The 18,423-nt window shown below is 34.3% G+C and carries 11 protein-coding genes, 3 pseudogenes and 1 riboswitch; of the genes and pseudogenes, 8 read left to right on the forward strand and 6 right to left on the reverse strand.

What is annotated here, in order from left to right; all coding sequences use genetic code 11:
- Nucleotides 1-183: 183 nt before the first annotated feature.
- A complete protein-coding gene (locus SJY24_RS30780; protein ID WP_377867424.1) occupies nucleotides 184-1,503 on the forward strand; it encodes an aromatic amino acid transport family protein in 1,320 nt (439 codons plus the stop codon).
- A gap of 373 nt (nucleotides 1,504-1,876) precedes the next feature.
- Here SJY24_RS30780 and SJY24_RS30785 read toward each other — a convergent pair whose 3' ends face one another.
- The gene (locus tag SJY24_RS30785) at nucleotides 1,877-2,593 is read right to left on the reverse strand and encodes a DUF6843 domain-containing protein (RefSeq protein ID WP_377867425.1); all 717 of its coding nucleotides are present in this window, start codon (nucleotides 2,591-2,593) and stop codon (nucleotides 1,877-1,879) included.
- A gap of 849 nt (nucleotides 2,594-3,442) precedes the next feature.
- Between SJY24_RS30785 and SJY24_RS30790 the strand changes: the two genes are divergently transcribed.
- Both SJY24_RS30790 and SJY24_RS30795 read left to right on the forward strand, forming a co-directional pair.
- The gene (locus SJY24_RS30790) at nucleotides 3,443-5,836 is read left to right on the forward strand and encodes an immune inhibitor A domain-containing protein (protein WP_377867426.1); all 2,394 of its coding nucleotides are present in this window, start codon (nucleotides 3,443-3,445) and stop codon (nucleotides 5,834-5,836) included.
- 308 nt (nucleotides 5,837-6,144) lie between these two features.
- Nucleotides 6,145-6,506, forward strand: a pseudogene (locus SJY24_RS30795) (VOC family protein); the annotation flags it as partial.
- A 286-nt stretch (nucleotides 6,507-6,792) separates the two neighbouring features.
- Here SJY24_RS30795 and SJY24_RS30800 read toward each other — a convergent pair.
- Nucleotides 6,793-7,821: a sensor histidine kinase gene (locus SJY24_RS30800; protein ID WP_377867427.1), complete on the reverse strand. Its 1,029-nt coding sequence runs from the start codon at nucleotides 7,819-7,821 to the stop codon at nucleotides 6,793-6,795.
- Nucleotides 7,818-8,492 (reverse strand): response regulator transcription factor, encoded by a 675-nt coding sequence (locus SJY24_RS30805; protein WP_377867428.1) that lies wholly within the window; start codon nucleotides 8,490-8,492, stop codon nucleotides 7,818-7,820. Before SJY24_RS30805 ends, SJY24_RS30800 begins: the two co-directional genes overlap by 4 nt.
- A 252-nt stretch (nucleotides 8,493-8,744) precedes the next feature.
- Between SJY24_RS30805 and SJY24_RS30810 the strand changes: the two genes are divergently transcribed.
- From SJY24_RS30810 to SJY24_RS30820, 3 genes and pseudogenes are all read left to right on the forward strand, one after another.
- A complete protein-coding gene (locus SJY24_RS30810) occupies nucleotides 8,745-9,512 on the forward strand; it encodes an ABC transporter ATP-binding protein (protein WP_377867429.1) in 768 nt (255 codons plus the stop codon).
- A complete protein-coding gene (locus tag SJY24_RS30815; protein ID WP_377867430.1) occupies nucleotides 9,499-11,376 on the forward strand; it encodes an FtsX-like permease family protein in 1,878 nt (625 codons plus the stop codon). The genes SJY24_RS30810 and SJY24_RS30815 overlap by 14 nt, the downstream gene beginning before the upstream one ends.
- A gap of 256 nt (nucleotides 11,377-11,632) precedes the next feature.
- A pseudogene (locus tag SJY24_RS30820) lies at nucleotides 11,633-11,884 on the forward strand (IS4 family transposase); the annotation flags it as partial.
- On the opposite strand, the pseudogene SJY24_RS30825 reads toward SJY24_RS30820, so the two are convergent.
- A pseudogene (locus SJY24_RS30825) lies at nucleotides 11,857-12,108 on the reverse strand (IS4 family transposase); the annotation flags it as partial. The pseudogenes SJY24_RS30820 and SJY24_RS30825 overlap by 28 nt on opposite strands.
- Nucleotides 12,109-12,451: 343 nt before the next feature.
- A riboswitch (SAM riboswitch) is annotated at nucleotides 12,452-12,559 on the forward strand.
- Between the two features lie 83 nt (nucleotides 12,560-12,642).
- Between SJY24_RS30825 and mmuP the strand changes: the two are divergent.
- Nucleotides 12,643-14,052 (forward strand): S-methylmethionine permease, encoded by a 1,410-nt coding sequence (gene mmuP / locus SJY24_RS30830; RefSeq protein ID WP_377867431.1) that lies wholly within the window; start codon nucleotides 12,643-12,645, stop codon nucleotides 14,050-14,052.
- On the forward strand, nucleotides 14,027-15,004 hold the full coding sequence (mmuM, locus tag SJY24_RS30835) for a homocysteine S-methyltransferase (RefSeq protein WP_377867432.1): 978 nt from the start codon (nucleotides 14,027-14,029) through the stop codon (nucleotides 15,002-15,004). Before mmuP ends, mmuM begins: the two co-directional genes overlap by 26 nt.
- An 880-nt stretch (nucleotides 15,005-15,884) precedes the next feature.
- Here mmuM and SJY24_RS30840 read toward each other — a convergent pair.
- Complete coding sequence (locus SJY24_RS30840) at nucleotides 15,885-17,117, reverse strand: HAMP domain-containing sensor histidine kinase (RefSeq protein WP_377867433.1); 1,233 nt, start codon at nucleotides 17,115-17,117, stop codon at nucleotides 15,885-15,887.
- A 4-nt stretch (nucleotides 17,118-17,121) separates the two neighbouring features.
- Nucleotides 17,122-17,814, reverse strand: coding sequence for a response regulator transcription factor (locus SJY24_RS30845; protein WP_000362054.1), 693 nt, complete (start codon nucleotides 17,812-17,814; stop codon nucleotides 17,122-17,124).
- Nucleotides 17,815-18,423: the final 609 nt, after the last annotated feature.

Consider the following 18,423-nt stretch of genomic DNA (forward strand, 5'->3'; position numbering starts at 1 on the left):
AATATTTTGTAAGCGCTAATAAATTCATAGGGTTGATGCCTCGCGAATTTTTCGTTTTCGATTAACTTAGAAGAGGGATACAGGATGTGGCGCACTTTGTAAGCAATTCATTTTTTTAAGAATGGTCTGTATTCTTAAGCCTAAAAAAAGACGTAAGAATAGGACACAAGGAGGAATTATTATATGAATGGGAATACTGCAAAAAACATAGAATTTCAAGCTGATAATACTGCAGTAAAAAATGAGAAATATCCTGACCCTAAAATATGGCATAAACAGGATACTACCTGGGCATTGAGTCTTTTTGGAACAGCAATTGGAGCAGGAGTACTCTTCTTACCTATTAATGCAGGTTCAGGTGGTTTATTATCATTACTGTTAATTACCATACTTGCATATCCAGTTATGTATTACTCACATAGGGCGCTTGCTAAAATGATATACGCTTCTAATTCTGCTGATGAGGGGATTACGGGTACTATAAGAGAGTATTTCGGAAATAAGGCAAGTATCATTTTTAACATAGTATATTTCGTCTCAATTTATACGATTGTGCTGATGTATTCGGTTGCACTTACAAATACTGCAAGTAGTTTTATCGTGCATCAATTGCACATGCAGGAGCCTCCAAGGGCCATTTTATCGCTTGTATTAGTACTCGGTCTTATCGCTATACTAAATTTTGGTCAAGATATTACTGTAAAGATAATGAGCATGCTAGTATATCCTTTCATTGTTTCTCTACTTTTTATCGCAATATCTTTAATTCCACAGTGGAATACGTCAATGCTAAGTTTTTCAAGTGTTTCTACTGCTTCAACTGGAACAGGATATTTTGGAACAATATGGATGATACTACCAATCATAGTATTCTCGTTTAATCATTCTCCTATGATTTCGTCATTCGTTATGAAACAGAGAGCTACGTATGGAATAGATGCTACTGATGCCAAGTGTGCTCAAATACAAAAAGTTTGTTATATCATGACATTCGCTGTTGTTATGTTCTTTGTTTGGAGCAGTACTTTAAGTTTGACTCCAGATGATCTTAAGGTGGCAAAAGAACAGAACTTGTCAATCCTATCATATCTTGCTAATGAGCTTAATTCGCCAGTAATTACTATTGCGGCTCCTATCATTGCGTTTGTGGCTATTACAAAGTCTTTCCTTGGCCATTATATAGGAGCGTATGAGGTAATGCGTGACATGATTATCAAGTCCGGTAAAAAACGTGGGAAAGATATAGGAGAAAAAACAGTTAAGACAATGATTCTTACTTTTGTCGTATTAACATGCTGGTATGTTGCTTATACAAACCCAAGTATTCTTGGAATCATTGATGCCCTTAGCGGTCCGTTAGTTGCTGCTATCTTATGTCTATTACCAATGTATGCAATTCGTAAAGTGCCTGTACTAGCTAAATACAAAGGGAAAGCGAGCAATGTATTTGTCATTATTATAGGTATCCTTACTGTCCTAGCAAGTATTAAGTCATTATTCTAATTCACTATTGTTGGTTCTCATGCAAAAATAGTGGGATATGAAAAAGGCCGAAAGATTCCTAGCGGAATTGAATTTTATATTATTAAACCAAAGAAATCATGGTTTTGGACAAACTTCTCACCTTGGAGAGTTTGTCCTTTTTTGATTATATGGGGAACCGCGAGCATTTTGGAAAAACCCCACGCTAAGCAAAAAATAAAATAAGCCATCCATTTGGACAGCTCATTTACATAATTATCGTTAGCGGAAGTTCCATCTTTCAAAACCACTTCATTAAATATGATTGGATGTATAAAACACATTAATAAAGGATTATACTCGACTTGGGGCTACCGCAGATGCTTCCTCTTAATCATCGATATGAATAAATGACTTACTTATGATCAATTTGTAGTTGTTGTTTTTCGTTAAAACACATTGAGAATTGTGGATGTTTTTCTGCTTCTTTCTTTGTTCCTATAAAGAATTGCGAATATGTCAATCCAGCTTGCGATGATACTGATGTATTGTGAATATCTTTGCCTTCTTTTAACCTCTGAACTTGATTTCCTTTTTTATCTACATAATAGTATTTTACATTATTCCATCCAGAATCAAGGTCACTTTCCCTACCAATCCTTTCATTCGATGATGTTTTCAATAGTCCATCTTTAGTTACTTGATATATAATTTTCTTATCTTCAATTTTTAGGGGTGGTGCATTCTTGATGTTATAAAGGACACCCATACATCCTTTGTAACCATCAGGTATTAAAAAGACCTTCTTAGCGAAAGAATTATACATATCATATATCCAAACAATAGGGGTACCTAGTATGATAACAGATACAAAAAAGGCTATTCCAGCATAAGCATATTTATTCTTACGGATAAAGTACCATGCCAAAAATATAAACAATAAGAAAAGTGGTATTGCTTGAATGAAGAGAAATCCTTTTAAAAAATCAAGTTCAGTACTGCCTGGAGGGTCTGTTGTCATCCCGCCTATAAACAATGCTAATGGAGCTGTGATGAGATTTAATCCTAAACTAAGATAAATCAATAACAACAGGTTTTTATTTTTATTTTTATTTTTTGGTACTTCATCCATCCGAATTCCTCCTACACTTAATTTAATGAAATTCATGTTGCATAGCAAACCCTATCCCATTTTGAGGGAGACATGATCTGCTCTCAATATTTTTTCTTTTTAAGCCGATAAGGCCCTTCAGATTGGTTCCCAGTGCAATCAAAGTCATAACGATATAGATACTTAGGGAAGTAACCTGATTTGGAATCAACTTAGCAAGGTTTGCCCAAAGTAATGCAATGCTTGCTAGCCATGTTAAACCGATGATATAAGACCAACCTGTTTTTCTTGGCTTATAACCTGTTCACTTCTCTTTTCCTAATTGTACCATTTGGAAGAATCGATTTGTTAGGATTTTTGAATGTATAGGATATACATTCAAGGTTAACATAACGTCTCATTATCGGTAGCTAGGAATGAGTTTAGTAAATTAGTAAATAAATTTCCCGAAAAACATTTACAAATAATCCTATAAAAGGTATTGTTTATAACATAAGTAGACTTTATTTTCTGAATATTTTTATATTTTAAATTTCAATTCTCTTATAATTATTATGATTGGGGGGATGTCTTGTGAATGCAATATTAACTTCTTATCAAGTGTTTCTCATGACAAAAGCACATTAGTTAGGTTTCCGAATGATATTCGTTTAATGAGGCATGGAACACTTACTTCTTTTAAAGGAACGACTAATGAATTAACTAATTTAATTAGACAGGAAGGAATATCCATTTCTTTGTTTAATAGCATTTCTAATTATCGTAATTTATAGTCTTCTTCTAATTAAATTAGACAAAGAATGTTGAAAAACCGAAGTATGTTGTTATCGGCAAAAAACGATAATTTGTAAACACTGGGGAGGAAATACATTGAAAAAGAAAAAGAAATTAAAACCTTTAGCAGTATTAACAGCAGCAGTGCTAAGTAGTACTTTTACTTTTGGAAGTCATGCAGCGTATGCTGAGACACCAACGTCATCTATACCAATGGATGAGCATTTAATACCAGTGGAACGTTTAGCGGAAGCACTAAAACAACAGGGAGTAATTGATCAATCTGCATCACAAGCTGAGACATCAAAGGCTGTAGAAAAATATATTGAGAAAAAGAAAGGGGAAAACCCTGGTAAAGAAATCTTGACAGGAGATAGTCTTACGCAAGAAGCTTCTGATTTTATGAAAAAAGTAAAAGATGCAAAAATGAAGGAAAATGAACAGGCGCAGCAGCCCGCAGTAGGACCAGTAGCTGAAAAAGATGCAGGGTTGAATCCTGGAAAATTAAATGGAAAAGTACCTACTACACCAGCTAAGCAAGAAGAATATAATGGGGCTGTTCGAAAAGACAAAGTACTTGTTTTACTTGTGGAATTTAGTGATTTTAAGCATAACAATATTGATCAAGTGCCAGGATATATGTATTCTAAGGACTTTAATCGTGAACATTATCAAAAAATGTTATTTGGTGATGAAACATTTACGTTATTTGATGGATCGAAGGTTAACACATTTAAACAATATTATGAAGAACAATCTGGTGGTAGCTACACAGTTGATGGAACTGTAACGGAATGGCTTACTGTTCCAGGAAAAGCTTCAGATTATGGCGCGGATGCGGGAACTGGTCGCGATAACAAAGGTCCTTTAGGGCCACGTGATCTTGTGAAAGAAGCATTAAAAGCAGCGGTAGCGAAAGGGATCAATTTAGCAGACTTTGATCAATATGATCAGTACGATCAAAATGGTGATGGAAATAAAAATGAGCCAGATGGCATTATTGATCATTTAATGGTTGTACATGCTGGCGTGGGTCAAGAAGCTGGCGGCGGTAAATTAAAAGATGATGCGATTTGGTCTCATCGTTCAGCACTTGGTGATGAACCATATAAGCCATATGAGATTGATGGCACAAAATCTTCTGTTTCGAATTGGGGCGGAAAGATGGCTGCATACGATTATACAATCGAGCCTGAAGATGGAGCGGTTGGTGTGTTTGCGCATGAGTATGGTCATGATTTAGGCTTACCAGATGAATACGATACGAATAACTCAGGACAAGGTGAACCTGTTGGGGCATGGTCTATTATGAGCGGCGGCAGCTGGGCTGGAAAAATTGCAGGAACAGAGCCAACTAGTTTCTCGCCACAAAATAAAGAGTATTTCCAAAAGAATATGAAGGGTAACTGGGCGAATATCGTCGAGATAGATTATGATAAACTTCGCACGGGAGTCGGTGTTGCAACATATTTAGATCAAAGTGTTACAAAATCAAAACGACCAGGAATCGTTCGTGTCAACTTGCCGGACGAGTATATTAAAAATATCGAATCGGCATTTGGTAAGAAGTTTTATTACAGTACACGAGGAAATAACATTCATACAACACTTGAAACGCCAGTATTTGACTTAACAAATGCAAAAGATGCAAAGTTTGATTATAAGGCATTCTATGAAATTGAAGCGAAGTATGATTTCCTTGATGTAAATGCGATCATAGAAGATGGAACGAAGATACGTATTGATAGAATGGGCGAAAAAGATGTAAAAGGCGGTATGGATACAACTGACGGTAAGTGGGTTGATAAATCATACGATTTAAGCCAATTTAAAGGGAAAAAAGTAAAACTGCAATTTGAGTATGTAACAGATATTGCAGTAGCTTACAAAGGATTTGCATTAGATAATGCCGCATTAACTGTAGATGGAAGAGTTGTTTTCTCAGATGATGCAGAAGGCCAATCAGCAATGACGTTAAAAGGATTTACTGTGTCTAACGGATTTGAACAGAAGAAACATAACTACTATGTAGAGTGGAGAAATTACGCTGGTTCTGACACGGCGTTACAACATGCGAGTGGCCCAGTATTTAATACAGGAATGGTTGTATGGTATGCGGATCAAAGCTTTACAGATAACTGGGTAGGTGTTCATCCAGGTGAAGGATTCTTAGGAGTAGTAGATTCTCATCCAGAGGCAATTGTAGGGACATTAAACGGACAACCGACTGTGAAAAGCAGTACGCGCTATCAAATTGCTGATGCAGCATTCTCATTTAATCAAACGCCAGCATGGAGAGTAAATTCGTCAATTCGCGGTATTTTTGACTATAAAGGATTATCAGGAGTTGCGAAGTTTGATGATTCTAAGCAATATATCAACAGCGCGATTCCAGATGCAGGACGTAAGTTGCCGAAATTAGGATTAAAGTTTGAAGTAGTAGGCCAATCAGAAGACAAGTCTGCAGGTGCAGTTTGGATCCATCGATAAAATAAGGTGAAATGAAGAGGAGCTGCCTCATAAGTCGTTGAAACGGCTTATGGAGAGCTCCTCTTCTTATTGTGAAACGAGTTTGCTATATAGGGGTACAGCCGCATGCCCATCAAGCTAAGATTTTGAAGTACCCCCAAAACAAAAATTTCATCTGGAGTCTCACCAACAAAACGCGAATATTGTTGTGCTGAGGATTTATTTTATAATTTTTTCAGTAAAAGGACCAGATGCCCGAGCAAGAAAAAGAAGGCTTTAGCTTAATGTTAGCGAATAAAAAAGGAAAAGATTTTTAAGGAGGATATAGAATGTCACAGTCATTATTGACTGGTATGGAAGGTGTATTTATACCAGTCACAGACCCAAAAAATTCATCTGAATGGTATGAAGAAAAATTAGGATTTAAACTTTTTTATATCGAGAAAGAGCTGCAGTTATGAAGATTGAAGAAAAATCACAAACGGTAGTATGTCTTGTGAAAACTGTGAATCATCAACCAATGAAATTTCCTGAGAATAACTTTGGAGTAGGAAAATACTATAACTTTATCCCTAAAGATATTAATGAGACTTACCAACTGTTAATTGAACGTGGTGTCAAAGTAAATCCTATTAGTGAAGAAGGGCCTACTAAATTCTTTACATTTTTTAATCCTGACGGAAACCCCATCGATATGAGAAAAAGACAGTCTTTGATATTTTAGGTGTCGTTTATCAGTGTACTTTATCCAATCTAAAGCAGAAAACTGCATGATTTTAAAAAATGACCCTGATTAAGGTTTATTTGGTGTGCGTATTTTTAAAAACAAATAAGCAAAATATCAAACATGTAGGCAAGATGAATGAGAGTTCATAGCAAACCTAACCTTAGCTTGATGGGTATGTGGCGGGCCCCTTACATATAGAAATACTTTAATAATTTTTAAGATTATTCTAAAGGCATTCCTGGTCTACTCTTCATAGGAAATGATAGTAATTTCCTATTTTGGGGAAATGGATAGTAACCCTTGTATATTTTCCTTCTTGTGATTGAATAGAAATACCATGTCCCAATTTCAAAACCATTTGTTTTACAAGGTACAGTCCCATCCCAGTAGATTTTGTATGTGTTCTTCCAGTAGAACCTGTGAATCCTCTTTCGAACACACGATGTATATCTTCTTGCTTTATCCCAATGCCTGTATCTTGAATAAGTAATCGTTTCTCTTTATGATCCTCCTCAAAACGGAAAAAAATCTCGCCACCATCATTTACATACTTTAAAGCATTTGCAGTAATTTGGTCTATGATAAATGCAAGCCATTTGCTATCGCTTTGAACGAATTTCTGCGCTTCCTCCATATGAAAGTGAATTCGTTTCGTGATAAAGATTTTGGCATATTTCTTTACACTTTCTTTAATGATTTGATTCAACTGTATATCTGTAATGAAATAGTCTTTAGAAAACGAGTCAATCCGTGAATAGTAAAGAGCCTGTTCCACATAATTATCAATTTTGTTCAGCTCATCCTCAAACTTATCTACAAGAAAATCTACTGTTTTTCCTGTACTGTTCTCAATGAGTAAATTACTTGCGGCAATTGGAAGCTTTACCTCGTGAACCCAGGACATAATAAAATCTTGGTGATCCACTTTCTCGTGAATCAACTTTTGAAGTTGCTTAGAATGATTGTCCCTTACTATTTTTATCATTTTGACATATAAAGCTTGTTCATAATTTTGTGGTTCAAGCATTTCTACAGGAAAGTCTTCATTCTGACTCTCAATTAAATCATTTAGTTCTAGGTAAAAGGACCTACGGTAATAATATCCTATAGTAATATACAGACTTACAGAGAGGAAACAAATAACATGAGTATAGAGCAGATTTTGAAGAACGAGATTCCGACTATCGTTTACAACCATAATTAATGAAACAAACAACATTAAAGTGAAGTACAGTATGAAAAAGAATCGTTTGTCTTTTATATATTCAAAAAAACTCATAAAATGATATACCCGTAGCCTTTCTTAGTAGTAATGAAACCGTCTTTACCGAGGTCAGTAAATTTTTTGCGTATCCGTGCAATGTTAACCGTTAAGGTGTTTTCGTCCACGAATCTTTCATCAGCCCAAAGACTGCGCATTATCTTTGTTCGGCTTACAACAGTTCCTTTATTTTGCATGAGAAGTTTTAAAATAATAAATTCATTTTTTGTTAGTGTAATCGCTTCATTCTCATAAGACAAATTGTAGGATTTAAGGTTGAGCACAATTCCATCATGTTCAATAACTTTCAACTCTATGTCTTCTATATACGTATATGTCCTACGTAGGAGCGCATTAACCTTTGCCATTAAAACATCTGTGTGGAACGGTTTATTAATAAAATCATCCCCGCCCATATTCATCGCCATTATCATATCCATTGGTGTATTACGAGATGAAAGAAAAATAATCGGCGCTTTTGAAGTTTCTCTAATTTTATTACACCAGTAAAATCCATCAAATGTTGGTAAATTAATATCCAATAGTACAAGGTGAGGACTATTTTTAAGAAAAATTGATAATACTTGGTCGAAATCTTCTACCTTTACTGTAGTAAATCCCCATTTTTCTATTGTCTCTCCCAACATATCTCTAATCGTTTTTTCGTCTTCTACAATCATAATTTCCATGGTTATTCCCCCAAAATCGTATATTATTGATAATTTGTGTTATATGTTACGTGTTCATACTGCTGCATTAAATTACGATGGCATAATCGTCTATATCACATTATAGTGGAAAAAATAAAGAAAAAAGGGATATTTGTTCTAAGGTGACAAAACTGTAAGGTTAACATAAACAACTGTAAGGTTATTGAAGGGTTACACCATATAGAATAAAGCCTGTAAGAAAAAATAACTTCTTTAATGGAGGAAATATATATGAAATCAATAGTAGACGCAAAACAAATTAAAAAAATGTATGGAGCAAAAGGAAATACGTTTACTGCATTACATGATATTGATTTAACTGTTCGCGAAGGTGAGTTTGTCGGGATTATGGGACCTTCAGGTGCGGGGAAGTCCACACTTTTAAATATTTTGTCGACCATAGATCGGCCGACATCCGGTGAGATTTTGATTGATGGGACGAGCATACTAAACATGAAAGAAGAACAATTATCTGCATTCAGGCGGGATAAACTCGGTTTCATTTTTCAGGATTACAATTTATTAGATACGTTAACAGTAAAAGATAATATTTTGCTGCCACTTGCACTAGCAAAAATGAATGTAAAAGAAATAGAAAACAGAGTTAACGAGATTTCAGAGCGCTTTGGTATTCGTTCTATTTTAGATAAATACCCGTATCAAATTTCAGGGGGGCAGAAACAACGCACAGCTGCTTCACGAGCGATGGTATCTAAACCCAGCTTAATTTTAGCTGACGAGCCGACTGGAGCACTCGATTCAAAATCGGCAGCAGATTTATTGGAGAGCTTACAAAATTTAAGCCAAGAAGATAAAGCCACCATCCTCATGGTAACACATGATGCCTTTGCAGCTAGTTATTGTAAACGCGTGTTATTTATTAAAGATGGCACTCTGTTTACCGAACTCGTAAAGGGGAATTCTTCCGGCAAAGATTTTTTCCAAAAGATATTAGATGTATTGTCCATTCTTGGAGGTGGTACAAGTGACGTTATTTAGTTTAGCGAAAAAAAATATTAAAGGGAATTTAAACAACTACCTTCTATACATTTTCTCTATGGTGATTAGTGTCGTGATTTGCTATACTTTCAACTCATTATTGTATACACCAGAAATTAAAAATGCCGTTAATAATATGGAAGGTACAATGTCACAAACCTCTTTTGTTTTAATAGGATTCGTAGCGATTTTCATCGGATATTCTAATGCATTCTTCACAAAAAAACGTAAAAAAGAAGTAGGTTTATACTCCTTACTTGGCGTGAGAAAAAAAAACATCGCAAGAATGCTATTTTTTGAAAATGTAATTATCGGGGCTATCACTTTAGTATGCGGGCTCGTATTAGGGGTCATATTATCCAGATTGTTTATCATGTTACTTCTTAAACTCGTAGGTGCTCCGGTCGATGTAAGTTTTAGCATTCCAATGGAAGCAATTATGACTACCACTATTACATTTACGGTCATTACAATTTTTACATCCCTTCAATCGTATCTTTTAATTTATCGCTTTAAATTAATTGAATTATTCCAAGCAGAGAAAAAAGGGGAGAAAGTACCAAAAGCATCTATTGTTTCTGCTGTAGTTTCGATTATTTTACTGGTAAGTAGTTATTGGTTTATGTTTAACGGGGCAATAATGCTTTCTATGCCACTTATTGCTATTGGAACATATTTCTTATTTCGTTTTTTAACTGTGTATTTACTAAAGCGTGCACAAAAAAATAAACCGAACTACTATAAAGGGATTAACATCATTGGAACTTCTCACTTGTTGTATCGTATAAAAGGAAATGCCCTTATGCTTACAATTATCGCATTACTAATTTCTGTAGCACTGCCATATCTTCAAGCGAGCTTCTCTGAGTATTCAATTACTGAAAAAGATGCTCATGAAACAGCTCCTTTTAGCTATATTCATCTCTCAAAAGATGAAACATCAGACAATCAAATCAAACGGGTTATTTCAAAAGACAAAGAACATCCGATTACAGCGCAACTAGATATTCCGGTTATTCAAGTAAAAGGGAATACTTCAGCACCATTCCAAGATAAAAATGATCTTTCCGTTAATTTGATTTCAGAAAGTGGATTTCATAAAATGAACAAAATCCTAAAATTAGGAGATATACCAAACCTTTCTAGTGAGCACGCTATAGCATTTCAACAATACATTAATCAACCAGCCACTGATTTTATTGATCAAAAAGTCAACATTCAGTTACCTGAGGGTAATTTTACTTTTAAGCTCAACAAGTTAGAAAAAAAAGCGATAAGACTAACCTCTGGTTCTGAGCTTTTATACATTGTAATTGATAATGCAAGGTTTGCTAGTGTTGCAAAACAAATCAGTCCAATCATATATAAAGCTTATAAAGTAGCAGATGAAAAAACAACCAAGGAAACATCTGAGGTTGTAATGACGCTAGCAGAGAATGATACTCATATGCGTACGTTCTATAAAGAGTATAAAAAAATAAAGGCACTTACAGGAATGAAAATCTTTGTAGTTAGTTCTTTAGCATTAGTTTTATTAGTGGCAACAGGAAGTGTTATTTACTTCAAACAGCTAACAGAGGCATATTCAGATAAAAATCGCTATGAAATTTTACGGAAATTAGGTGTAAATAAAAAAGAAGTACGGACTACGATAGCAAAACAAACATTATTTATATTTCTCCTTCCGTTAATTATTGGGATACTTAATGCAGCCATGTTAACAATGTCGGTATCATTACAATATAGCATGGACATACAGCAAGATATCATTTCATTTGTTTACGCGATGACAACATATGGTGTAATTTACTTTGTTTACTACGTGTTAACCATTAATTCCTATAATAGAATTGTGAATAAATAAATAGGAACCATCTCTCGAAAATCGGGAGGTGGTTCCTATTATTTAACAAAACAAGATGCATAGTTAACTGTGAGCTTACTTCTGAAATAAATAACTACAGAGAAATGAAATTTTCATTTAGGGGGGATTCAGAACCTTAACTTGATGGCGATGGGGTCTCGCCACAAATCCATCAACTTGAGGATTTAGACTATTCTTGAAGTTAAAAGCACGTTACTATTCTCTTATGTTAATGAGAAAGGGTGACGTGCTTTTTATGAATATTCATAAAAAACAAGAGTTGTCTTTATTTGCTGAAGAGTTATATCGATATATGTCTCCCACTACACTTAATCAATTAGCTATAGAAGCAGGCGGAATGAAAGGAAAACGCAAGTGCCATGGGCACCATTTTTTATCTTTGTGTGTATGGTTATATCAACAAATCGCTACTACCTCTCTTATTCAACTTTGTAGTCAATTAGAAACTTCAACAGGAGTTTTATTAAGTCCCTCAGAGCTAAGTAAAGTTCCTGTCGCTGCATGAAGCCTACTACATAATCGAACCAAGGAATCACTTGCCACCCGTTGACTAATCCAAATGCAAATAGCAGCTAATTCTGATCCGGAAAACTTAAGTTTTCGCTTTATAAATCCTATTTATCTTGCAAGTTCTTCTAAGAATACAGGTGTAACATATCGTTGTAATTCTTCTGCAAATGGTAATAATTCATCTTGAATCGAGAGATTCATAAGAAAACATCATCCTTTCTAATTTAGCTTGTTTAGAAAGGATAACGTTTTTTGATATTGGAGGGTATTAAAATCTCCTGAGTTGATGGTTATGTATGGTGACCCCATAGCCAAAGAAGTAAGAAGATATTTAGAAGTGCATTAAATTTTGAGGAAGTGCTTGTGAACCGTATCATAAATAAATGAGGTTTTGTATGTTCGATTTTTAAATAATACCCAAGAAGGAGTGGGTTGCAGTTATGGTAATACTCTATTTTTTGTATTTCTATAATAGATAATTTTTTTAAAAAACAGAATTATCTTGACAATTATTGAATGGATTGATAAGGTTATAAAAAAATATTTCTTATCCAGAGAGGTGGAGGGACTGGCCTTATGAAACCTCAGCAACAGGTCTGCTTAAGTAGACACTGTGCTAATTCCAGCGGGTGATAATCCTGATAGATGAGAGCTTCCGTTTTTATTTGTCAGTAGCGCCCTCTTTTTTAGAGTGCGTTTTTGTTTTTTCTGGATAGTAACTAAAGGAGAGTAGAAATGGAGAACAAAAATGGGCGAGAATTTCAAAGGAAAATGCAAGCACGTCATTTAGTCATGCTATCACTTGGTGGGGTAATTGGAACTGGCTTATTCTTAAGCTCGGGTTACACTATTCAACAAGCTGGCCCGTTTGGAACAATTCTATCCTATCTGATTGGTGCGCTAGTGGTTTATCTAGTTATGCTATGTTTAGGAGAGCTTTCCGTACATATGCCTGAAACGGGCGCATTTCATAGTTATGCAGTTAAATACATTGGACCGGGTACAGGGTATACAGTAGCCTGGTTGTATTGGTTAACTTGGACTGTTGCTTTAGGTTCTGAATTTACAGCCGCAGGATTACTTATGAAGCGATGGTTTCCATCGGTTAATGTTTGGGTATGGAGTGCTCTTTTTGCCATTTTAATCTTTGTATTAAATGTTCTGACTGTTAAATTTTTCGCCGAATCCGAATTTTGGTTTTCATCGATAAAGGTTATAGCTATTGTGTTTTTTATTGTTTTAGGAGTAGCGGCAATGCTAGGGTTTCTTCCGATGACTCATTCAAAAGCAGCACCATTCTTTTCTAATTTTACAAGTGGAGGTTTATTTCCTCATGGTGCTACGGCCATTATGATGACCATGCTTGCGGTTAATTTTGCTTTTTCGGGAACAGAATTAATAGGCATTGCAGCTGGAGAAACAGCGAACCCGGAAAAAATGATACCGAAGGCCATTCGAACTACTCTGTGGAGATTAATCATCTTTTTTGTAGGAACGATTGTTGTTTTATCTGCGTTATTACCTATTTCCGATGCAGGGGTATTAGAGAGCCCTTTTGTTGCAGTTCTAGAACGAATTGGGGTGCCATATTCAGCTGACATAATGAATTTCGTTATCTTAATAGCCATTTTATCTGCGGCAAACTCAGGCCTTTATGCCTCTTCTAGAATGCTTTGGTCGCTTGCTAATAAGAATACGATATCCCCGATTTTTGGGAAAATGACGAAGCAAGGTGTTCCAATCAACGCCGTCATTTTCAGCATGGTGGGTGGAGCGTTGGCTTTGCTCTCAAGTATTGTGGCACCAGATACTGTCTATATCGTACTTGTTTCCATTTCCGGTCTAGCAGTAGTTATAGTTTGGATGAGTATTAGTGCTTCCCAGTTCCTATTTCGCAGACAATTTTTGAAAGAAGGAAATTCTGAAAAGGACTTGATTTATCGAACACCACTATATCCATTAGTACCAATTGCTTCTTTTATCCTTTGTCTGGCATCGTGTATTGGAATTGCATTCGATCCAACACAGAGAATTGCCTTATATTGCGGCATACCGTTTATTTTATTTTGCTATGGAAGTTATTATCTAACAAAAAATCTAAAAAAGAGGGGCGTAGATTATGTCGAACAAAATCAACCCAATTGATGCTATTTTATCCCAACATTCCATTATGCTTCTTGACGGAGCATTGGCTACTGAATTGGAGGCGCATGGATGTAATTTGGACGATCCCCTTTGGTCGGCACGTGTGTTACTAGAAAATCCGGAACTAATTTATCAGGTTCATTCGGACTATTTTCGTGCTGGAGCGGACTGTGCCATAACAGCAAGCTATCAAGCTACTATTAGTGGTTTTTCTGCGTGTGGAATACAAGAACAGGAAGCTTTGGAATTAATTGAGAAAACGGTGTTGCTTGCAAGAAGGGCAAGAGATGATTTTTGGAAGGAAAATACGCAAACGAATAGGCCTAAACCATTGGTTGTTGCATCAGTTGGACCTTACGGGGCTTACCTTGCAGATGGTTCAGAGTATGTAGGCAACTATGGTGTGACAGATAAAACATTAGCAGACTTTCACCGTTCGAGAATGTCTGCGTTAATCGAAGCAGGTGCAGATCTATTGGCATTTGAAACGATCCCTTCCCTGCAAGAAGCAAGAGTATTAGATACATTATTGCGTGAATTTCCAGCAACATATGCGTGGCTTTCCTTTTCGCTAAAAAATGAGAAAGAGATTAGTGAAGGTATGAAACTCGTGGAGTGTGCACGAGTTTTTGAGAAAAGTGAACAAATTGTAGCGATAGGCATCAATTGTGCGCCAGTAACCGTTGTGACTGGTGCAATCCAAGAGTTGAGGGCAAACACCAAAAAACCGATTATTGTTTATCCAAACTCTGGTGAAACTTATAATCCAGAAACAAAAACATGGCATGGTCATGAACAATGTAACGCGTTGGATATTCAATCTGAAGAATGGTACCAAGCAGGCGCACGTTTAATAGGTGGATGCTGCAGAACGACACCTTATCACATTGAGGAGATATCGAACAAGTGGCGTTCTTCCGAGTTTTTCTATTCGAACGAAGCAAAACAGTAATGTAATGGATGATAATCTAACTTTGTGTGTATTTTCATGATTTTGCTTGTTCAGGAATCTACAGTTACGTCTAGTGGCACAAAAAGTCTTTTCAGAGACACAAATGTGGATGGTAGCCTCGGGAATCCGGTGGACTTTTGGGTACCTTAGGTATGGAAAGGAATCAGGGAAAATAAAAACCGCTAGTTTAATAGATATGGTAGACAACATGCTGAATCTTTTAATGAAGATGGAGTTAATCCAATTGAAGGTGAAGAGGATCATTTATTCGTAATTAAAGTTAACGAAGAGGTTAATTTAGTTATTCAAAAAATAGTTCAATAACTATATGAAAATTTGTTGTGGTAAAAATCTTTGTTGTAGTAGTAAATGTGGTCATATTTTTGTAAAAAAGGATAGATGTAAACAGGTATACTCTCCTGTTCATCTATCCTTTCCTTTTTACCTTATAAAATGTGTGACATTATATTCAATCGCATAAATATAGGATTTCATTACTATTTCCTTGACTTTTAATAAAACGATAGGGTTTATTTGGTATGCGTATTATTAAGAGTATGCTTCTATTTTAGGAATGCTTTACCCCACAAAATGAAAGTACACTTTGTTTCCATTCTTAAGTTGATGGGTATCACCACATGTCTATCAGGCTAATATTTTAAAGTGTCTCCGAAATAAAAAATTTCTTCGTTTTGAGGAACTACCAAATTTTTAAGTTGATAGATGTGTGGTGCTACCCCATGCCCATCAAGCTAAGTTCCCATAATATCTTAAAAACGAAAAATTTTATCTCTCCACAGTCATTCTTCTTTTTTTCAACGCTAATTAATTTTTAAAAATTATACTCAAAAGTGTGGATATTAAAAATTTTTAATGACTATTAATACTTCATAAAAGTTATTGTAAATTTTGTAAATGAATGTTTTTGGCTTTCTACTCTAATAAATCCATGATGAGCTTCGATAATTGATTTTGCTAATGCTAAGCCAATTCCAATAGATCCTTCTTTTTTAGAATTTTTTGCTTTGTAAAATCTATCGAATATATATGGCAAATCTTCTGATGCAATACCTTCACCAAAATCTTGAATAATAATTTCAGTATGAATAGGAGAACTTGTAACTTCAATATAAATGGAATTACTATCATTTGAATGTTCAATGGAATTCTTTAAAATATTTAATAAAGCTTCTTGCATCCAAATACTGTCATGAAAAAGTGATGTTTTTTCATTGTTTTTTAAATATATGTTAATATTTTTTTCATTTAATTTACTGTTCAAACTAGCAATGACCTCATAAATTGTATCAATAATATTAGAGTTTTCTTTTTCAAATAGTATTGCCCTAGCATCTATTTTTGAAACTTTTAATAAATTATGTATTAAAAAGCTTATTCTTGAAATTTGAGCATTATTATTTTGTAAAAAATGATATTGCTGTTCATTTAATTTACCTTGTAATAAGATATCGTTGTTCACTGTTAGTGTTGAAAGTGGTGTTTTTAGCTGATGAGAAATATCTTGTAAAGTTTGTATTAAAAATTGTTTCTCTTCCAATAAATTATTCATACTTTTTCTAATAATATTTTTCAGTTTATGAAAAGAATTAGCAAGTTTCGCTAGATCTCCTTCTCTATTTTCCTTGATATCAATGGTGTAATCACCTTCGATAATTTTATTTGCTGCAGCTGTTACATTTCGAATTTTTAAGAAAAAAGATTTATACTGTAAGTAATTCATAAAAATTAAGATTAGACTGAACCCTATTAATCCATAGAGCATGTACAAATTGTTTTGGGATATATGTTTATTTAAATAAGGAAAAAGTCTTGAATCCAATTCAGCAGATAGACCATATTGATTTAATAGTACTGTTCCATTACTGGAATAGATTTCTTTGTTAGCTGTATTATTTGTAAGTGCTTGTATTATTTCATATTCATTTTCTGGATTTTGTGCAACAAGTTTTCCGGTAATTTCACTCCAAATAGTAATATAATCATTTTTTAAATGGTCATATAGAATATGAACTGTGATAATTTGATATATAATAAATAACAAAAAGATTAATGCTAATGTAAGTATATTAATTTTTATTTCTCTATTTATCATTAAATTACTCCTTACTGACATCTTTATCCCAATAATATCCGAGACCTCGCTGTGTGATTATATAGTTGGGGTTTTGTGGATTATCTTCAATTTTACTTCTTAATCGTTTTACATAAACAGAAAGAGTATTTTCATCAAAAAACACTTCACTTTCATCTGCTATTTTTTTTAATATTTCATTTCTTTGTAATACTTGATGAGGACGTAGCATTAGCGTTAATAAGAGTTTGTATTCTAAATGAGTTAAATTTATACTTTTCTCATGCTTAAAAGCACTGGCCGCTTCAACTTCAAGCTGTATATTTCCAGACCTCAATATAGTATTAGGAGCTGTTTTAATTTTTTTTCTCAACTGTACTTTTACTCTGGATAATAGTTCTTTTACCCTGAAGGGCTTTGTTATGTAATCATCTCCGCCAATTTCAAGGCCCATTACTACATTTGCCTCCTCATCTAGTGCAGTGAGAAAAATAATAGGTATATCACCTTTTTTTTTTAGATAGGTACATAAATCATACCCATTTCCATCAGGGAGTCCAACATCTAATATAGCTAAATCAAATTTATTATTTTCGTATTGATCTTTTGCATCTTGTACAGTAGAAACTCTTATAACCTCAAGCCCTTCTCCTTTTAGAGTAAACTCAATAGCCATTCCAAGATCGTTATCGTCTTCAACGAATAATACTTTATCCACAGTATCTCTCCTCATTTGTCTTTGATTATTGCAGTATTTTAGATTATGACAGTTATTTTACACATTGATTGGCTAAATTAAAACAGTTTAGTATGGAAATGGATTTTTAGATGCTTTTCTTTGTATATGAATAAAACCAAAATCGGCTTTTGGTTTTATAGCATATAATGACATACAATAATTACTTAAGCATCATATTTTCGTAATACATACTTATTCTTGTTATATTTTGAAAAACCTTGCAACAGAATCCTTTTGATTTTTTACGTCTTTTTAAAATCGGTAATAGTAATATTTAAGTTATCTTATACATAAATGTGAAATGAAAATTGGACTCGCATTAATCATGCAAATGAACTTTTAAAAAACAGATTATTGAGAATGAAGGCCGAATGGAAGCATATTTTCAAGAAATTTGAAAATCATGTATGTACTGAAATAAGTGTATAAAAGTTATTCTATTGTACAATTTTAAAATATATTCTGATTAGAGCCACGAACATATAAAAAGTTAGATTTAGTAATCTTACTAAACTGTAAGATTACAGTTTAAATAGTAAGACAAGAGTCATTCAATTAGCAAGAAAAGACGTCTATACTGAAGGTAAT

The organism is Bacillus sp. R86525 (assembly GCF_042466195.1).
Taxonomy (GTDB): domain Bacteria; phylum Bacillota; class Bacilli; order Bacillales; family Bacillaceae_G; genus Bacillus_A; species Bacillus_A nitratireducens.

What these genes read in the sequence shown, in the direction of transcription:
- mmuP (WP_377867431.1), top strand. Translation starts at nt 12,643, where the DNA reads ATGGAGAACAAAAATGGGCGAGAATTTCAAAGGAAAATGCAAGCACGT.
- SJY24_RS30840 (WP_377867433.1), bottom strand. Translation starts at nt 17,117, where the DNA reads ATGATAAATAGAGAAATAAAAATTAATATACTTACATTAGCATTAATC.
- SJY24_RS30805 (WP_377867428.1), bottom strand. Translation starts at nt 8,492, where the DNA reads ATGGAAATTATGATTGTAGAAGACGAAAAAACGATTAGAGATATGTTG.
- mmuM (WP_377867432.1), top strand. Translation starts at nt 14,027, where the DNA reads ATGTCGAACAAAATCAACCCAATTGATGCTATTTTATCCCAACATTCC.
- SJY24_RS30800 (WP_377867427.1), bottom strand. Translation starts at nt 7,821, where the DNA reads ATGAGTTTTTTTGAATATATAAAAGACAAACGATTCTTTTTCATACTG.
- SJY24_RS30785 (WP_377867425.1), bottom strand. Translation starts at nt 2,593, where the DNA reads ATGGATGAAGTACCAAAAAATAAAAATAAAAATAAAAACCTGTTGTTA.
- SJY24_RS30810 (WP_377867429.1), top strand. Translation starts at nt 8,745, where the DNA reads ATGAAATCAATAGTAGACGCAAAACAAATTAAAAAAATGTATGGAGCA.
- SJY24_RS30780 (WP_377867424.1), top strand. Translation starts at nt 184, where the DNA reads ATGAATGGGAATACTGCAAAAAACATAGAATTTCAAGCTGATAATACT.